Origin of the sequence: Roseococcus sp. SYP-B2431 (assembly GCF_004336745.1) — a bacterium.
Taxonomy (GTDB): domain Bacteria; phylum Pseudomonadota; class Alphaproteobacteria; order Acetobacterales; family Acetobacteraceae; genus Roseococcus.
Map to the genome: position 1 here is coordinate 71,695 of NZ_SJXD01000001.1, position 13,700 is coordinate 85,394.

Sequence of the window (13,700 nt, forward strand, 5' to 3'; positions counted from 1 at the left end):
CCCGATCTCGTTTGGCCCCGGCCTCCGGCTGGCGAATCCAGGCGGGCGGCACGAATCGGCCCATCAGCATCGCCCTTTACACGCATAGAAGCGAGCCGCGAAGCCCGATCATGCGGCTTTTGGATGTGGCTTAGGTAATTCTGACAAGCGTCTGTCAAGAAACGATAAAGTCTCCTCCAAAGTGGGAGGGTTCGGGCGCAGCCAAAAGGCCAGTACAGCACCCTGCACCGCCATGAGCGTCGCCCGGCGCGTGTACCAGGAGAAATCGGCGGATTCGTCGCCCGCGGCGTACCAGATCGCCGACGCGCTCCTCGCCGCGCAGCGCAGCGCCGTGGGGAGGTTCCAGGGCAGCGCCAGCAGGGCCACCGCGCCGCGCAGCGCCTCGCGGTCCGGCTCGAGCGCGATCAGGCGCAGTTCGATCAGGCGGCGGATGCGCGCCGGCGTGCGCAAGGCGGCGAGATCCTCGGCGGCCGCCGCGGCCTCCATCTCCGCATCCACCAGCGCGAACCAGGAATCGATGGCACCGGCCACGCCGCGGGGGAAATGGCTGGAGGCCAGCTCTGCCCCCTCGCCCCGGTCCTCCAGGGCATGACGCAGCGTGGCCGTCGTCCAGCCCTCGCGCCCGGCCCGGGCGACGACGGCGCGCAGCAGGTCCGCTTCGCTCATGCGCGATTCTCCGCGAGGCGGGCGAGTTCCTCGGTGAAGCCCAGCTGGGTGAGGTCCCTCATGCGCGACAAATACAGCACGCCGTCGAGGTGGTCATTCTCATGCTGCAGAACGCGGGCGGAAAGGCTCCCCGCCTCGCCGGAGACCGGCGCACCGTTCTCGTCCAGGCCGCTCCAGGCGACACGCGCCGGCCGGTCCACGTGGCCTCGCAGGCCGGGGATGGACAGGCAGCCCTCCCAGGCCGCCTCGGTCTCCGCCCCGAGCGGCGTGATCGCGGGGTTGAAGAGCACGCGCAGCGCCGGCCCGTCCCGCCAGAGGAAGAGCCGCAGCGGGACATGGACCTGGGGTGCGGCCAGGCCAATGCCGCCGGCATCGGCGAGGGTCTCCGCCATGTCGCCGACGAGTCGCCGCATCTCGGGCGCGGTCGGGTCGGGAATCTCGTCGGCCCTGCCGAGAAGGACTGGATGACCCATGCGGGCGATCTTCAGGATGGCCATGCGGCGGGGACTTCCTCTTTCTTCCTGATACTGGGCTTCATGATATCTGGGGCGAAGCTTTCCGCATTTGAGGGCTTCCCTCCCCTGCGATGGTTGTGTTATGTCGCTGCCTCGGCCTCGGCGCGACCTTCGCACCGGGGTCCTTCCGCATTTCAGGGCCGGATGAGGCCAGCAGGAGATTCGCCCGCGTGCAAGTCGTCGTTCGGGACAACAATGTCGATCAGGCGCTGAAGGCGCTCAAGAAGAAGCTGCAGCGTGAAGGCGTGTTCCGCGAGATGAAGCTTCGCCGGCACTACGAGAAGCCGTCCGAGCGCCGCGCGCGCGAGGCCGCCGAGGCCGTGCGTCGCGCCCGCAAGGTCGAGCGCAAGCGCATCGAGCGCGAAGGCTTCTGAGCCGCAGGGCCGGCTGACGCCGGCCCTCTTCAGGACGATCGAGACGAAAGCGCCGCCCGGCATGCCGGGCGGCGCTTTTGGCGTTGGGCGGTGGTGCGCAAGATCGGGATGTGCTTGCGGAATCCGGCCGCACGGCGGCCGGCGCCGCCCAAGCGACTGTCCGGCCTAAAGGATCAGTGGCGCGGCGAAGCCAAGCGAGCGAAGCGAGCGCCCGGCGTCTGAGGGCACGAAAAGACTGCTCTTGCAGCGCTTCAGCGCTGCAAGGCCTGCACGATTTCCTGCGTGACCTTCTTCGCATCACCGAAGAGCATCATCGTGTTCGGCCGGAAGAAGAGCTCGTTGTCCACGCCGGCATAGCCGCTGGCCATGCCGCGCTTCACGAAGAACACCGTCTTCGCCTTCTCCACGTCCAGGATCGGCATGCCGTAAATCGCGCTCGACTTGTCGGTCTTGGCCGCCGGATTGGTCACGTCGTTGGCGCCGATGACATAGGCCACGTCGGCATCGGCGAATTCGGGATTGATGTCCTCGAGCTCGTGCACGTCCTCGTAGGGGACGTTCGCCTCGGCGAGCAGGACGTTCATGTGGCCAGGCATGCGGCCCGCCACCGGATGGATGGCGTAGGAGACGTCCACGCCCTCCTTCTTCAGCAGGTCCGCCATCTCGCGCACCACCTGCTGCGCCTGGGCCACCGCCATGCCGTAGCCCGGCACGACGATGATCTTCTGCGCGTTCTTCATGATGAAGGCGGCATCCTCCGGGGAGCCCGCCTTCACCGGCGCACGGTCCGCCGCGGCCCCGCCCCCCGCCGCCGCGCCGCTCTCCGAGCCGAAGCCCCCCAGCAGCACGTTGATGATCGAGCGGTTCATTCCCTTGCACATGATGTAGCTCAGGATGGCGCCCGAGGCGCCGACCAGCGCACCGGTCACGATCAGCAGGGTATTGCCGATGGTGAAGCCGATGCCCGCCGCCGCCCAGCCCGAATAGCTGTTCAGCATGGACACCACGACCGGCATGTCGGCGCCGCCGATCGGGATGATGAGCAGGAAGCCCAGGCCGAAGGCCAGGATCGCGATCACCCAGAAGAGGAAGGCCGAGCCCGTCGCGACGAAGGCGATGACCAGGACCAGCAGCAGCGCGCCCAGGGCCGCGTTCAGCATGTGCTGGCCCTTGAAGAGGATGGGCGCGCCCGACATCCGCCCGTCCAGCTTCGCGAAGGCGATCACCGAGCCCGAGAAGGTGATGGCGCCGATGGCGAGGCCGAGCGACATCTCGATCAGCGACTGCGCGTGGATATTGCCGCGCACGCCGATGCCGAAGCTCTCAGGGCTGTAGAAGGCGGAGGCCGCCACGAAGACGGCCGCCATGCCGACCAGGCTGTGGAAGGCCGCGACGAGCTGCGGCAGCGAGGTCATCTGGATGCGGCTCGCCAGATAGGCGCCGAAGCTGCCGCCGATGGCGAGGCCCGCGATGATCAGCGCGAAGCCGCCGGCATCCATGTGCGAGTTCAGCATGGTCGCGACGATCGCGATCCCCATGCCGATCATGCCGTACATATTGCCCTGGCGGGACGTCGTCGGATGGGAGAGGCCGCGCAGCGCCAGGATGAAGAGGACCGACGCCACCAGATAGGCGAGGCTCGAGATCGTCGCCATGGTATCAGGCCTTGTTCTTGTTCTGGAACATCGCGAGCATCCGGCGCGTCACGAGGAAGCCGCCGAAGATGTTCACGGCGGCGAGCATCACGGCCAGGAAGCCGAAGAAGCGCGCGGCCCCGCTCTCGGCCGAGGCGGCCGCGTGGATGGCACCCACCACGATCACCGAGGAGATGGCGTTGGTCACGCCCATCAGCGGCGAGTGCAGGGCGGGCGTCACGTTCCAGACCACGTAATAGCCGACGAAGCAGGCCATCAGGAACACGGTCAGGAGGAGGAGGAAGGGCTCGGCGTGCTCGGCCACGGGCTGCACAGCTATGGCGGCGGTGCGCGCCATCGCCGCGAGTTCCTGCGCGCGCACAGCCAGGGCCGAGGCCGCGTTGGCGATGTCCGTCTGGGTGCTCATCGGGATCTCCTCAGGCCGCGGCGGCGGGCAAAAAGTTCTTGTGGACCACGGCGCCGCCGCGGGTGAGCGTCACGCCGGCGACGATGTCGTCCTCGGGCGGCAGCTTCGGCGCCTTCGCTTCCTTGTCCCAGAAGGTGGTCAGGAAGGTGAGGAGGTTGCGCGCGTAGAGAGCGCTGGCGGCGGCCGGGATGCGGCCGGGCCAGTTGTGGAAGCCCAGGATCTTCACGCCGTTGGGCGTGGTGACCATCTGGCCGGGGATCGTCGCGGCGCAGTTGCCGCCGGCATCGGAGGCGATGTCCACGATGACCGAGCCAGGCTTCATGCTGGCCACCATCGCCTCGGTGACGAGGATCGGCGCCTTGCGGCCCTGCACCAGCGCCGTGCAGACCACCACGTCCTGCTTGGCGATATGCGCGGCCACGACCTCGGCCTGCTTCGCGTAGAAATCGGCGGAGAGCTGCTTTGCGTAGCCGCCCGCGGTCTGGGCCGACTTGCTCTCCTCGTCCTCGTAGCCGACGAAGCTGGCGCCGAGGGACTTGATCTCCTCCTTGGCGGCCGGGCGCACGTCGGTCGCCGAGACGCGGCCGCCGAGGCGGCGGGCGGTGGCGATGGCCTGCAGCCCCGCCACGCCCGCGCCCATGACGAAGGCATTGGCGGCGGGGATGGTGCCGGCCGCCGTCATGAGCATGGGAAAGCCGCGGTCGAAGGTTCCGGCCGCCTCGATGACGGCGCGGTAGCCGGCGAGGTTCGCCTGGCTGCTCAGCACGTCCATGCTCTGGGCGCGGGTGATGCGGGGGGCGAGTTCCAGCGAGCAGGCCTCGATGCCGCCCTGGGCATAGCCGGCGACGGCGTCCGCATCGGCGGCCAGCGTGCCGACCAGCAGCATGCCGGAAGGCAGCGGCGCGTCGGGGGCGCGGACGCAGAAGACGATCCGCGCGCCATCGAGCGCGGCGGCGGCATCGGGCGCGACCTCGGCGCCGGCGGCGGCGTATTCGGCGTCGGGAAAGCCAGAGGCAAAGCCCGCGCCAGCTTCCACCGCGACGGTGAGGCCGAGGGCGATGAGTTTCTTCGCGGTCTCGGGCGTTGCGGCGACGCGGGTCTCGCCCGCCTTCGTTTCCTTCAGAACGGCCAGACGCATGTCGGAAATACCCCCCAAGACTTAGAACTTCCGTCCTGCATAGCCATGCCGCGCCGCCGCACGCAAGTGATGGGCCAGGAACCCGGACGGCACTTCGGCCCCGCGCGCTCCAAACGAAAAAAGGCGGCCCGGTTGGGCCGCCTTTTCCAACGATGCCTCGGCTGAGGAGGTCAGACGGCCTTGAGGTTGACCGCGGAGGTCTTCCCACGCTCTTCCGTCAGGTCGAAGGAGACCTGCTGACCGTCGTTGAGGCCCTGAAGGCCGGCAGCCTGGACGGCCGTGATGTGAACGAACACATCGGAGCCGCCGCCGGCCGGCGAGATGAAGCCGAAACCCTTGCTCGAATTGAACCACTTAACGGTGCCTGAAGCCATCCGCTTAGTCTCCTGATCATATGGGCGCGGAAAATTCCGGCGCAAACCGCCAAGTCAAGCCAGACAAATGGGACGCATCCAGCTGATCTTCGGAAGAGCTTCTGGGATCGGAAAGGCTGGACGAAGGCGCGCTCAATGGCGCAGATCGGCTGGCCGCTGTCAAACACAATGCGGCCCGCCAATCCTCCCGCAATCACACCGTCGCCGGCACCTTGGCCTCGGCCAGCGCCGCCGCCTGCCGCGCCGCGAGCTCCTGCTCGTTGAAGCCGTCGACCAGTTCGTGGAACATCCGGTGCCAGTTCAGCCGCGCATCCAGCCGCAGGAAGACGCTGCCCAGCCCGATCGCCGAGCGGTCCATCAGCGGGAACTCACGCGGAATCCGCACGCCGCCGGTGCGCTTGAGGCCCTGATGCACCTCCTCGGCGATCCTGCGGCCGAACATCGGGTCGTCCGTTTCCTGGATGGGACGCACGCGGTCCTGGATCAGCGGCTCGTAGAGGAAGGCCGCCCACTTCTTCAGGACCTGCATCGTGTCGTTCGACAGGTTGCGGAAGCCCCAGATGCGGAAGCCCTCGGCCGCCTTCTCGTCGTCGCCGTCGCGCACCGCCTCGTAGAGCGTCAGCACGCCCGTGATGAAGCTCGGCGGGAAGACCCGGATGGTGCCGAAATCCAGCAGGTTGATGCCGAGATCCCAGGGCCGCACCTGATAGTTGCCCAGATGCGGGTCGCCATGGATCACGCCGTAGCGGTAGAGCGGCACGTACCACGCGGCGAAGAGCGCGCGCGCATAGGCGTTCTTCTCCTCGGGCTCGGCGCCTTCCTCGATCCGCTTGAGGATGGATTCGCCCGGCAGCCAGGTCATGGTCAGCAGCCGGCGCGTGGTCAGCGCCTCGACCGGCGTGGGGACGTGCACGTTGGGCTGGTCGGCCAGCATGAGGCCGTAGAGGCGCTGCTGCGCGGCCTCGCGCTCGTAGTCCAGCTCCTCGCGCAGTCGGTCCTTCAGCTCGGCGAAGGCCTCCTCGTTGTCCAGCGCGCTGTCCATGCGGCGATAGAGGCTGAGCGCGAGCTTGAGCTGCCTGAGGTCGGCCTCCACCACGGAGGGCATGTCCGGATATTGCAGCTTGCAGGCGACCTCGCGCCCGTCATGCAGGGTGGCGCGATGCACCTGGCCGAGGCTCGCGGCGGCGGCGGCCTCCAGCCCGAAGCTCGCGAAGCGCGACTGCCATTGCGGGCCGAGCTCGGTCTGCATGCGGCGGCGCACGAAGGCTGGGCCCATGGCCGGCGCGTTGGACTGGAGGGTGGCCAGTTCGCGCGCATATTCCTCGGGCAGGGCATCGGGCACGGTCGCGAGGAACTGCGCGACCTTCATCATCGGGCCCTTCAGCCCGCCGAGGATGGCCTTCAGATCCTCGGCATGCGCGCCCTTGTCCGTCTTGAGGCCGAGGAAGCGCTGGCCGGCCACGCGCGCCGCGATGCCGGTGACGGCGCCGGACGTGCGCACCATGCGGCGCACCTCCCCGAAGAAATTATTGCCTTCGCGGTCGGTCAAGGACTGGCTTCCAACTCGTCGATAAAGCCGGAGATCACGTCGAGCCCCTTCTTCCAGAAGTCCGGATCGGAGGCATCGAGGCCGAAGGGCGCCAGAAGCTCCTTGTGGCGCAGCGTGCCGCCGGCCTTCAGCATGTCCATGTACTTCTGCTCGAAATCCGGCACCGACCCGTCGCGGAAGACGCCGTAGAGCGCGTTCACCAGGCAATCCCCGAAGGCATAGGCGTAGACGTAGAAGGGCGTGTGCACGAAGTGCGGGATATACGCCCAGTAGGAGGTGTAGTCCGGCGTGAATTCGAAGACCGGGCCGAGGCTTTCGGTCTGGATCGACATCCAGATCTCGCCGAGGCGCTCGGGCGAGATCTCGCCCTTGCGGCGCTCCTCATGCACCTGCGTCTCGAACTTGTAGAAGGCGATCTGGCGGACGACCGTGTTCAGCATGTCCTCCACCTTGCCGGCGAGCAGCAGGCGGCGCTTGGCCGGATCCGTCTCGGCATCCAGCAGCGCGCGGAAGGTCAGCATCTCGCCGAAGACGCTGGCGGTCTCGGCCAGCGTCAGCGGCGTGGAGGAGCGAAAGTAGCCCTGCGCGGCCGCGAGGCGCTGGTGCACGCCATGGCCCAGCTCATGGGCCAGCGTCATCACGTCCCGCGCCTTGCCGTGGTAGTTCAGCAGCAGATAGGGATGCGCCGAGGGCACCGTCGGATGGGCGAAGGCGCCGCTCGCCTTGCCGGGGCGCAGGGCGGCGTCGATCCAGGCCTGCTCGAAGAAGGGGGCGGCCAGCTTCTCCATCTCGGGGCTGAACCCGGCATAGGCGCGGCGGACGCGGCTGACCGCATCGGGCCAGGCGATCTTGCTGTCGGCGTCGCGCGGCAGCGGCGCATTACGGTCCCAGTGCTGCAGCTTCTCCAGCCCGAGCCACTTGGCCTTCATCGCATAGTAGCGGTGCGAGAGGCGCGGGAAGCTCTCGGTGACGGCCTTCACCAGCGCGTCCACCACCTCGTCCTCGACCATGTTGGCGAGGTTGCGCGAGGAGCCGGGACGCGCGTGCTTGCGCCACTTGTCCATCACCTCCTTGTCCTTCACCAGCGTGTTGGTGATGAGGCTGAAGAGGCGGATGCGGCTGCCGAAGGCCTCCGACACGCCCTTGGCCGCGGCCTCGCGCACCGCGCGGTCGGTGTCGGAGAGCTTGTTCAGCGCGGCGGAGACGGAAAGCTCCTCGCCGGAGACCGTCACGGTCATGGTGGCCAGCGTCTCGTCGAAGAGGCGGTTCCAGGCGGCGCGTCCCGTGACCTCCTTCTCGTGCAGCAGGCGCTCCATCTCGTCCGAAAGCTGGTGCGGCAGCCAGACGCGCAGGTCGCGCAGCCAGGGGCGCCAGGCGGCGAGGCGCGTGCTGGAGGCGATCTTCCCCTCCAACACCTTCTCCTCCAGGTGGTTCAGCTCCAGCGAGAAGAAGACGAGGTGCGAGGAGATCTCGGTCACCCGCTCCTGCATGGTCTGGTAGAAGCGGCCGTTCTCGGTACTGAGGGAATCGCCCGCGAAGATCAGCGAGGCGAAGCTCATGGCGCGGCCGAGCACCTCCTCGATCCGCTCGCAAGCCTCGATGGCCGCGGCGAGATCGTCGCCGGAGAGGCCGGCCAGCTTCGTCGCGTATGTCTCCTGGAAGGCGCGGGCCTCGGCCGCGGCGCGGTCCAGGTCAGCCTTAAGGGCCGGATCCTCCTGGCCCTTGTAGAGATCCGAGAGGTCCCAGGACGGGAGGGCGGCCTCGCCGGAGGCGGCATCGAGAGGGGAGCGCAGCATTTCGGGCACGCGGCCTGGGATCATTCGCATTTCTCCCATATATGCGCCCTGTCGGCGCGGCCAAGCGGGAAGTCCAGGAATGACAACAGGAATCGAGGCGGCCAAAAGCCTCCCCGCACTGCTTTTTACACTGGCGGTCCAGGAACCGGACCTGCCGATGATCGGCTACTGGCGCGACGGGGCCTGGCGGAAGATGAGCCGCGGCGCCTTCGCGCAGAAGGTGGCGGATGCCGCGGCCGGGCTGCGGCGGCTCGGCGTCCTGCCCGGGGACCGCGTGTTGTTGGTCAGCGAGAACCGTCCCGAATTCCTCATCGTCGACACCGCGATCATGGCGATCGGGGCCGTCTCGGTGCCGACCTACACGACCAATACGGTGACCGACCACGCCCATATTCTGCGGGATTCCGGCGCCCGGGCGGTGATCGCCTCCACGGCGGCGCTTGCGAGCCGGATCCAATCGGCGGCGGAGCAGGTGGCGGGGCTCGACGCCCTGGTCTGCATGGAAACGGCCGAGGGCGCCACACCCTGGGCCGATCTGGAAATGCCGGCCGACCTCCCTTCCCTCATCGCCGAGGTGGAGCAGATCCCGGAAGGGCGGCTCGCCTGCCTGATCTACACCTCCGGCACCGGCGGCCCACCCAAGGGCGTGATGCTGCCGCATCGCTCCATGCTGGCGAATTGCGTGGCCGTTCGGAAGATCATCCGCCGCCTCCACATCGAGGGGCAGGGCCTGTACCTCTCCTTCCTCCCCCTGTCCCATGCCTATGAGCACACGGTGGGCGGCTACCTCATGCCCTCCGCCGGGGCGCAGCTCGTCTTCTCGCGCGGCGCGGACAAGCTGCTGGCCGATTTCGCCGAACACCGGCCGCATCTCATCACCACCGTGCCGCGCCTCTTCGAGGTGATCCGCGAGCGGGTTTCCGCCCAGGTCAGCAAGGAGGGCGGCGCCCGGCAGCGCCTGTTCGGGAAGGCGCTGGAGCTCGGTCTGCGGAAGCTCGACGGCCCGCGCCTCGGCCCCGTTTCCTGGGTCATGGACCAGGTGCTCGACCGGCTGGTGCGCGAAAAGGTTCGCGCGCGCTTCGGCGGGCGGCTGAAGGCGCTGGTCTCCGGCGGCGCGCGCCTCGACCCCGACCTTTCGGGCTTCTTCCTGGCCCTCGGCGTCACGGTGCTGCAGGGCTACGGCCAGACCGAGGCCGGGCCGGTCATCAGCGTCAACCTGCCCTGGGACAACGACCGGCGCAGCGTGGGCAAGCCGCTGTCTGGCGTTGACGTGAAGATCGCGGGCGACGGCGAGTTGCTGGTCCGCGGCGATCTCGTGATGGACGGCTACTGGAACAATCCCGAGGCGACCGCGCGGTCCATCGCCGTGACGCCCGAGGACGGGCTTGCCTGGCTGCACACCGGCGACGTGGCCGAGCTGCGCGAGGGCCGCATCCACATCACCGACCGCAAGCGCGACTTCTTCAAGCTCAAGGGCGGCGACATGGTGGCGCCCTCGAAGATCGAGAGCCTGCTCGCCGCCGAGCCCGAGGTCGCCCAGGTGGTCGCCGCCGGCGAGGGCATGGCGGGCGTGGTGGCGCTCATCGTTCCCGCCGAGGGGCGCGAGGCGCAGGTGGGCGACGCCGTGAAGCGGGTGAATGCGCGCCTTTCCACCATCGAGCGCATCCGCCGCTTCGCGCCCGTGACGGAGCCCTTCACCGTCGAGAACGGCCTGATGACGCCCACCATGAAGGTGAAGCGGCGCCAGGTTCTGGAGCGCTACGCCGCAGAGATCGATGCCCTGGCCTGACATGGTGTCAACCCTACGGCAACCCTAGGTCCCGGCGGTCGTTTCCCTTCCTGCAAGTCGATGCAGAGGATGCGAAATGAGACGCCGGATCGGATACAAGCCCTTGATGGCGGCGGCCCTGGCGGGGTTGATGGCGCTATCCGCCGCCCCCGCCACGGCGCAGCCGCGCCACGGGGACCGCGGCCATGACCGTGGCTGGCACGGCGGCGGCCGCGGGCATGGCGGCTACGATCGCGGCCCGAGCCGCCGCGGCTACGACCGGGGTTATCATCGCGGCGGCGGCTATGGCCGGCGGGACAATTCCGGCGCGGTGATCGGCGGCGCGCTGCTGGGCCTCGGCATCCTGGGCGGCGCGCTCGCGCTGCAGCAGTCGCAGGTCGCGCCCCCGCCGGCCTATTACGCACCGCCGGACTACGACCCGCCGCCGGCCTATGCGCCGCCGCCCGGCTATTACGGCTACAAGTGAGAACCCCCATGAAGATCGTCACGACCACCCGCGTCGCAGCGCTTTGCGTCGGTCTCGGCCTGCCGCTGGCGGCTGCCGCGCAGGAGCAGCGCGCGGCCTCCGTCCAGGCGCCGGCCGGCGCGGCCAACCAGGCCCGGCGCACCCAGCACCTGACGCAGGAACAGATGATGCAGCAGGTGGAGGCGCATCTGGGCAGCCTGCGCAGCCAGCTCGGCATCACCCCCGCGCAGGAGCCGCAATGGCAGGAATTCGCGAAGGTGCAGCGGGACAATGCGGTGGCCATGCGCCAGCGCTTCACCCAGCGCGGCACGCAGCTCGCGCAGATGAGCGCGGCGGACAACATGCTGGACTATGCGCAGATCACGGAGCTGCTTGCGCAGGAGCGGATGCGTCTCGCGACGGCCTTCCGGGGCCTCTACGATGTCATGTCCGCCGAGCAGAAGCAGCGCGCCGACGTGATCTTCCGGACGCCACAGCAGCAGCAGCGCCAACGCGGCGCCGCTCGGCCGGGCTGATCGGGAGCGCGGGCGCCGTCAGGCCGGCTCCGTCACCCTGGCCCAGTTCGGGTTGAGAAGCGGCGAGGGCGCGGCCATCCGGCGGCGCGCCTCGCCATATTCGGCGTGCAGCCGCTCGATCAGCCGCGCCGCCGGCAAGATCTCCTGGATTCCGGACACGCTCTGCCCGGCGCCCCAGATGTCCTTCCACTTCTTCTTGCGGTCGGACCCGAAGTTCATCTGGGACGTGTCGGAGGTCTCGAGATTGTCCGGGTCCATCCCGGCATTGCGCATGGACGGCTTCAGGTAGTTGCCGTGCACGCCGGTGATGAGGTTCGTGTAGACGATGTCCGAGGCACCGGATTCCGTGATCATCCGCTTGTAGTCCTCGACGGCGCGGGCTTCCTCGGTGGCGATGAAGGCCGTTCCCATATAGGCGAAGTCCGCGCCCATGGCCTCGGCGGCCAGGATGCTGCGGCCATGCGCGATCGAGCCCGAGAGCGCGATCGGCCCATCGAACCAGGTCCGCGTCTCCTGCAGCAGGGCGAAGGGGCTCTGCGCCCCGGCATGCCCGCCGGCACCGGCCGCGACCAGCACCAGGCCATCGGCCCCCTTCTCGATCGCCTTGTGGGCGAAGACCTGGTTGATCACGTCGTGCATCACATGGCCGCCATAGCCATGGACGGCCTGGTTCACCTCCTCCCGCGCGCCGAGGGAGCTGATGATGAGGGGCACCTTGTGCTTCACGCAGAGCGCCAGGTCCTGCTCCAGCCGGTCGTTCGACCGATGGACGATCAGGTTCATGGCGAAAGGCGCGGACGGCCGGCCCGGATTCGCCGCGTCATGCGCGGCCAGGGTCTCGGTGATCTCGGCCAGCCAGTCGTCGAGCTGCTCGACCGGGCGGGCATTGAGGGTGGGCATGGCGCCGATCACCCCCGCCTTGCACTGCGCGATGACCAGCTCCGGCACCGAGATGATGAAGAGCGGCGAGCCGATGAGCGGCAGCCTCAGCCGCCCTTTGACCTTGTCGCGCAGATCCATGGACCAGCCCCTCGCCCGCCTGTTGTCGGCCAAGGTTAATCCGGCCGGCAGGGCGGCGCATAGACCGGCCACATGTCCGGGCAGGTCTTGTCAACCAGACATGATTCCGTGAGGTTGGACGGGATGGGTCCACACGGCGCGGGACGGAAGGCTGCCGGCGCGGCGGCATTTCGGCCCTCGGCCTCTTTGCCGGGATATATGAATGGCTGACATGAAGCCGGTCCTGATCGTGGGCGCAGGCCCCGTCGGGATGGTGGCCGCGGCCGCGCTGCTGAGGGAGGGGATCCCCGTCACCGTCCTGGAAGCGGGACCGACCATCTCGGACGAGATGCGCGCCTCCACCTTCCACGCCCCCACGCTCGACATGCTGGACGATCTCGGCGCCGCGAAGGACATGATCCGACAGGGCCTCAAGGGCCCGATCCTGCAATACCGGCAGCGCGACCAGGCGGTGATCGCCCAGTTCGACTTCGGCATCCTGGCCGACGTGACGCGGCACCCGTTCCGGCTGCAATGCGAGCAGTTCAAGCTGACGCGCATCCTCTACGACCTGCTCAGGGACAAGCCCGGCTTCTCCATCCGCTTCGATGCGCAGGTGGCGGATGCCGTGGACCACGGCGACCATGTCGAGGCCGTGCTGGAGGACGGCACGCGGATCGCGGGCAGCTACCTCATCGGCGCGGACGGCGCGCGCAGCGCGGTGCGCAAGGCGGCCGGCATCGCCTTCGAGGGCTTCACTTGGCCCGAGCGCTTCCTGGTCCTCTCCACCGAGTTCGACTTCGCCTCGATCATCCCCAACCTCGCCGACGTGACCTACTACGCCGATCCCGAGGAGTGGTTCTTCCTGCTCCGCGTTCCGGGCGTCTGGCGCTGCATGTTCCCCGTAGCGCCCGAGGTGACGGACGAGGAGATCGAGACGGACGACTTCGCCCGCGCGCGCTTCGCCCGGATCCTGGCCGGCCGCGACGACTACCCGGTGAGGCACCGCACCCTCTACCGCGTGCACCAGCGCGTGGCGGAGACCTTCCGCAAGGGGCGCCTGCTGCTGGCCGGAGACGCTGCGCATATCAACAATCCGCTCGGCGGCATGGGGCTCAACGGCGGCGTGCACGATGCGGTGAATCTCGTGGAGAAGCTTGCCCGCATCATCCGCGGGGAAGCCGGCGAGGCCGAGCTGGACCGCTACGTCCGCCAGCGGCGCGGCATCACCGTCGAGCACGTGCAGCGCCAGACGATCCAGAACAAGAAGAACCTCGAGGCGAAGACGCCGGAGGATCAGGCCGATTTCCGCGACCGCATGGCCGAGGCGGCCTCCGATCCGGCCAAGGCGCACGCCTATCTGCTAGGTGTCTCCATGATCAACAGCCTGAAGCGGGCGGCGGAAATCGGGTAGCGGAAACGGCCCCGAAGGGGGGGCGGTTCCGGGCCGCTCCACCC

14 protein-coding genes are annotated in these 13,700 nt (G+C 68.6%); 5 read left to right on the forward strand and 9 right to left on the reverse strand.

Features of this window, described 5'->3' with window-relative positions; all coding sequences use genetic code 11:
* Positions 1 to 108: 108 nt before the first annotated feature.
* Positions 109 to 666 carry a COQ9 family protein gene (locus tag EJV46_RS00385; RefSeq protein ID WP_131546612.1) on the reverse strand — a complete coding sequence of 186 codons (558 nt, stop codon included), beginning with the start codon at positions 664 to 666 and terminating at the stop codon, positions 109 to 111.
* Complete coding sequence (locus EJV46_RS00390; protein WP_131546613.1) at positions 663 to 1,163, reverse strand: peptide deformylase; 501 nt, start codon at positions 1,161 to 1,163, stop codon at positions 663 to 665. Before EJV46_RS00390 ends, EJV46_RS00385 begins: the two co-directional genes overlap by 4 nt.
* A gap of 188 nt (positions 1,164 to 1,351) precedes the next feature.
* Here EJV46_RS00390 and rpsU point away from each other — a divergent pair, with 188 nt between their 5' ends.
* Positions 1,352 to 1,555 carry a 30S ribosomal protein S21 gene (rpsU, locus tag EJV46_RS00395; RefSeq protein ID WP_027286066.1) on the forward strand — a complete coding sequence of 68 codons (204 nt, stop codon included), beginning with the start codon at positions 1,352 to 1,354 and terminating at the stop codon, positions 1,553 to 1,555.
* 251 nt (positions 1,556 to 1,806) lie between these two features.
* On the opposite strand, the gene EJV46_RS00400 is transcribed toward rpsU, so the two are convergent.
* The 6 genes from EJV46_RS00400 to EJV46_RS00425 form a co-directional block, all read right to left on the reverse strand.
* On the reverse strand, positions 1,807 to 3,210 hold the full coding sequence (locus EJV46_RS00400) for an NAD(P)(+) transhydrogenase (Re/Si-specific) subunit beta (protein ID WP_131546614.1): 1,404 nt from the start codon (positions 3,208 to 3,210) through the stop codon (positions 1,807 to 1,809).
* A gap of 4 nt (positions 3,211 to 3,214) precedes the next feature.
* A complete protein-coding gene (locus EJV46_RS00405; RefSeq protein ID WP_206020663.1) occupies positions 3,215 to 3,616 on the reverse strand; it encodes a proton-translocating transhydrogenase family protein in 402 nt (133 codons plus the stop codon).
* 10 nt (positions 3,617 to 3,626) lie between these two features.
* Complete coding sequence (locus EJV46_RS00410) at positions 3,627 to 4,754, reverse strand: NAD(P) transhydrogenase subunit alpha (RefSeq protein ID WP_131546616.1); 1,128 nt, start codon at positions 4,752 to 4,754, stop codon at positions 3,627 to 3,629.
* A 170-nt stretch (positions 4,755 to 4,924) separates the two neighbouring features.
* A complete protein-coding gene (locus EJV46_RS00415) occupies positions 4,925 to 5,128 on the reverse strand; it encodes a cold-shock protein (protein ID WP_131546617.1) in 204 nt (67 codons plus the stop codon).
* Between the two features lie 193 nt (positions 5,129 to 5,321).
* The gene (locus tag EJV46_RS00420; protein ID WP_131546658.1) at positions 5,322 to 6,632 is read right to left on the reverse strand and encodes an AarF/ABC1/UbiB kinase family protein; all 1,311 of its coding nucleotides are present in this window, start codon (positions 6,630 to 6,632) and stop codon (positions 5,322 to 5,324) included.
* Positions 6,633 to 6,673: 41 nt separating this feature from the next.
* Positions 6,674 to 8,497 carry a M3 family oligoendopeptidase gene (locus EJV46_RS00425; RefSeq protein ID WP_240782343.1) on the reverse strand — a complete coding sequence of 608 codons (1,824 nt, stop codon included), beginning with the start codon at positions 8,495 to 8,497 and terminating at the stop codon, positions 6,674 to 6,676.
* A 55-nt stretch (positions 8,498 to 8,552) separates the two neighbouring features.
* Here EJV46_RS00425 and EJV46_RS00430 point away from each other — a divergent pair, with 55 nt between their 5' ends.
* From EJV46_RS00430 to EJV46_RS00440, 3 genes are all read left to right on the forward strand, one after another.
* Entirely contained in the window at positions 8,553 to 10,262 is a 1,710-nt protein-coding gene (locus EJV46_RS00430; protein WP_131546619.1) for a long-chain fatty acid--CoA ligase, read from the forward strand.
* Positions 10,263 to 10,338: 76 nt separating this feature from the next.
* Positions 10,339 to 10,728 (forward strand): hypothetical protein, encoded by a 390-nt coding sequence (locus EJV46_RS00435; protein WP_131546620.1) that lies wholly within the window; start codon positions 10,339 to 10,341, stop codon positions 10,726 to 10,728.
* An 8-nt stretch (positions 10,729 to 10,736) separates the two neighbouring features.
* Positions 10,737 to 11,243, forward strand: coding sequence for a Spy/CpxP family protein refolding chaperone (locus EJV46_RS00440; protein WP_131546621.1), 507 nt, complete (start codon positions 10,737 to 10,739; stop codon positions 11,241 to 11,243).
* A gap of 18 nt (positions 11,244 to 11,261) precedes the next feature.
* On the opposite strand, the gene EJV46_RS00445 is transcribed toward EJV46_RS00440, so the two are convergent.
* On the reverse strand, positions 11,262 to 12,296 hold the full coding sequence (locus EJV46_RS00445) for an NAD(P)H-dependent flavin oxidoreductase (RefSeq protein WP_370323052.1): 1,035 nt from the start codon (positions 12,294 to 12,296) through the stop codon (positions 11,262 to 11,264).
* Between the two features lie 169 nt (positions 12,297 to 12,465).
* Here EJV46_RS00445 and EJV46_RS00450 point away from each other — a divergent pair, with 169 nt between their 5' ends.
* The gene (locus tag EJV46_RS00450; protein ID WP_131546623.1) at positions 12,466 to 13,656 is read left to right on the forward strand and encodes an NAD(P)/FAD-dependent oxidoreductase; all 1,191 of its coding nucleotides are present in this window, start codon (positions 12,466 to 12,468) and stop codon (positions 13,654 to 13,656) included.
* Positions 13,657 to 13,700: the final 44 nt, after the last annotated feature.

Excerpts from the sequence above, each read along its gene's own strand:
- EJV46_RS00385 (WP_131546612.1), bottom strand. The coding sequence starts at position 666 with ATGAGCGAAGCGGACCTGCTGCGCGCCGTCGTCGCCCGGGCCGGGCGC.
- EJV46_RS00390 (WP_131546613.1), bottom strand. The coding sequence starts at position 1,163 with ATGGCCATCCTGAAGATCGCCCGCATGGGTCATCCAGTCCTTCTCGGC.
- EJV46_RS00400 (WP_131546614.1), bottom strand. The coding sequence starts at position 3,210 with ATGGCGACGATCTCGAGCCTCGCCTATCTGGTGGCGTCGGTCCTCTTC.
- EJV46_RS00405 (WP_206020663.1), bottom strand. The coding sequence starts at position 3,616 with ATGAGCACCCAGACGGACATCGCCAACGCGGCCTCGGCCCTGGCTGTG.
- EJV46_RS00410 (WP_131546616.1), bottom strand. The coding sequence starts at position 4,754 with ATGCGTCTGGCCGTTCTGAAGGAAACGAAGGCGGGCGAGACCCGCGTC.
- EJV46_RS00415 (WP_131546617.1), bottom strand. The coding sequence starts at position 5,128 with ATGGCTTCAGGCACCGTTAAGTGGTTCAATTCGAGCAAGGGTTTCGGC.
- EJV46_RS00420 (WP_131546658.1), bottom strand. The coding sequence starts at position 6,632 with ATGGTGCGCACGTCCGGCGCCGTCACCGGCATCGCGGCGCGCGTGGCC.
- EJV46_RS00425 (WP_240782343.1), bottom strand. The coding sequence starts at position 8,497 with ATGATCCCAGGCCGCGTGCCCGAAATGCTGCGCTCCCCTCTCGATGCC.
- EJV46_RS00430 (WP_131546619.1), top strand. The coding sequence starts at position 8,553 with ATGACAACAGGAATCGAGGCGGCCAAAAGCCTCCCCGCACTGCTTTTT.
- EJV46_RS00435 (WP_131546620.1), top strand. The coding sequence starts at position 10,339 with ATGAGACGCCGGATCGGATACAAGCCCTTGATGGCGGCGGCCCTGGCG.
- EJV46_RS00440 (WP_131546621.1), top strand. The coding sequence starts at position 10,737 with ATGAAGATCGTCACGACCACCCGCGTCGCAGCGCTTTGCGTCGGTCTC.
- EJV46_RS00450 (WP_131546623.1), top strand. The coding sequence starts at position 12,466 with ATGGCTGACATGAAGCCGGTCCTGATCGTGGGCGCAGGCCCCGTCGGG.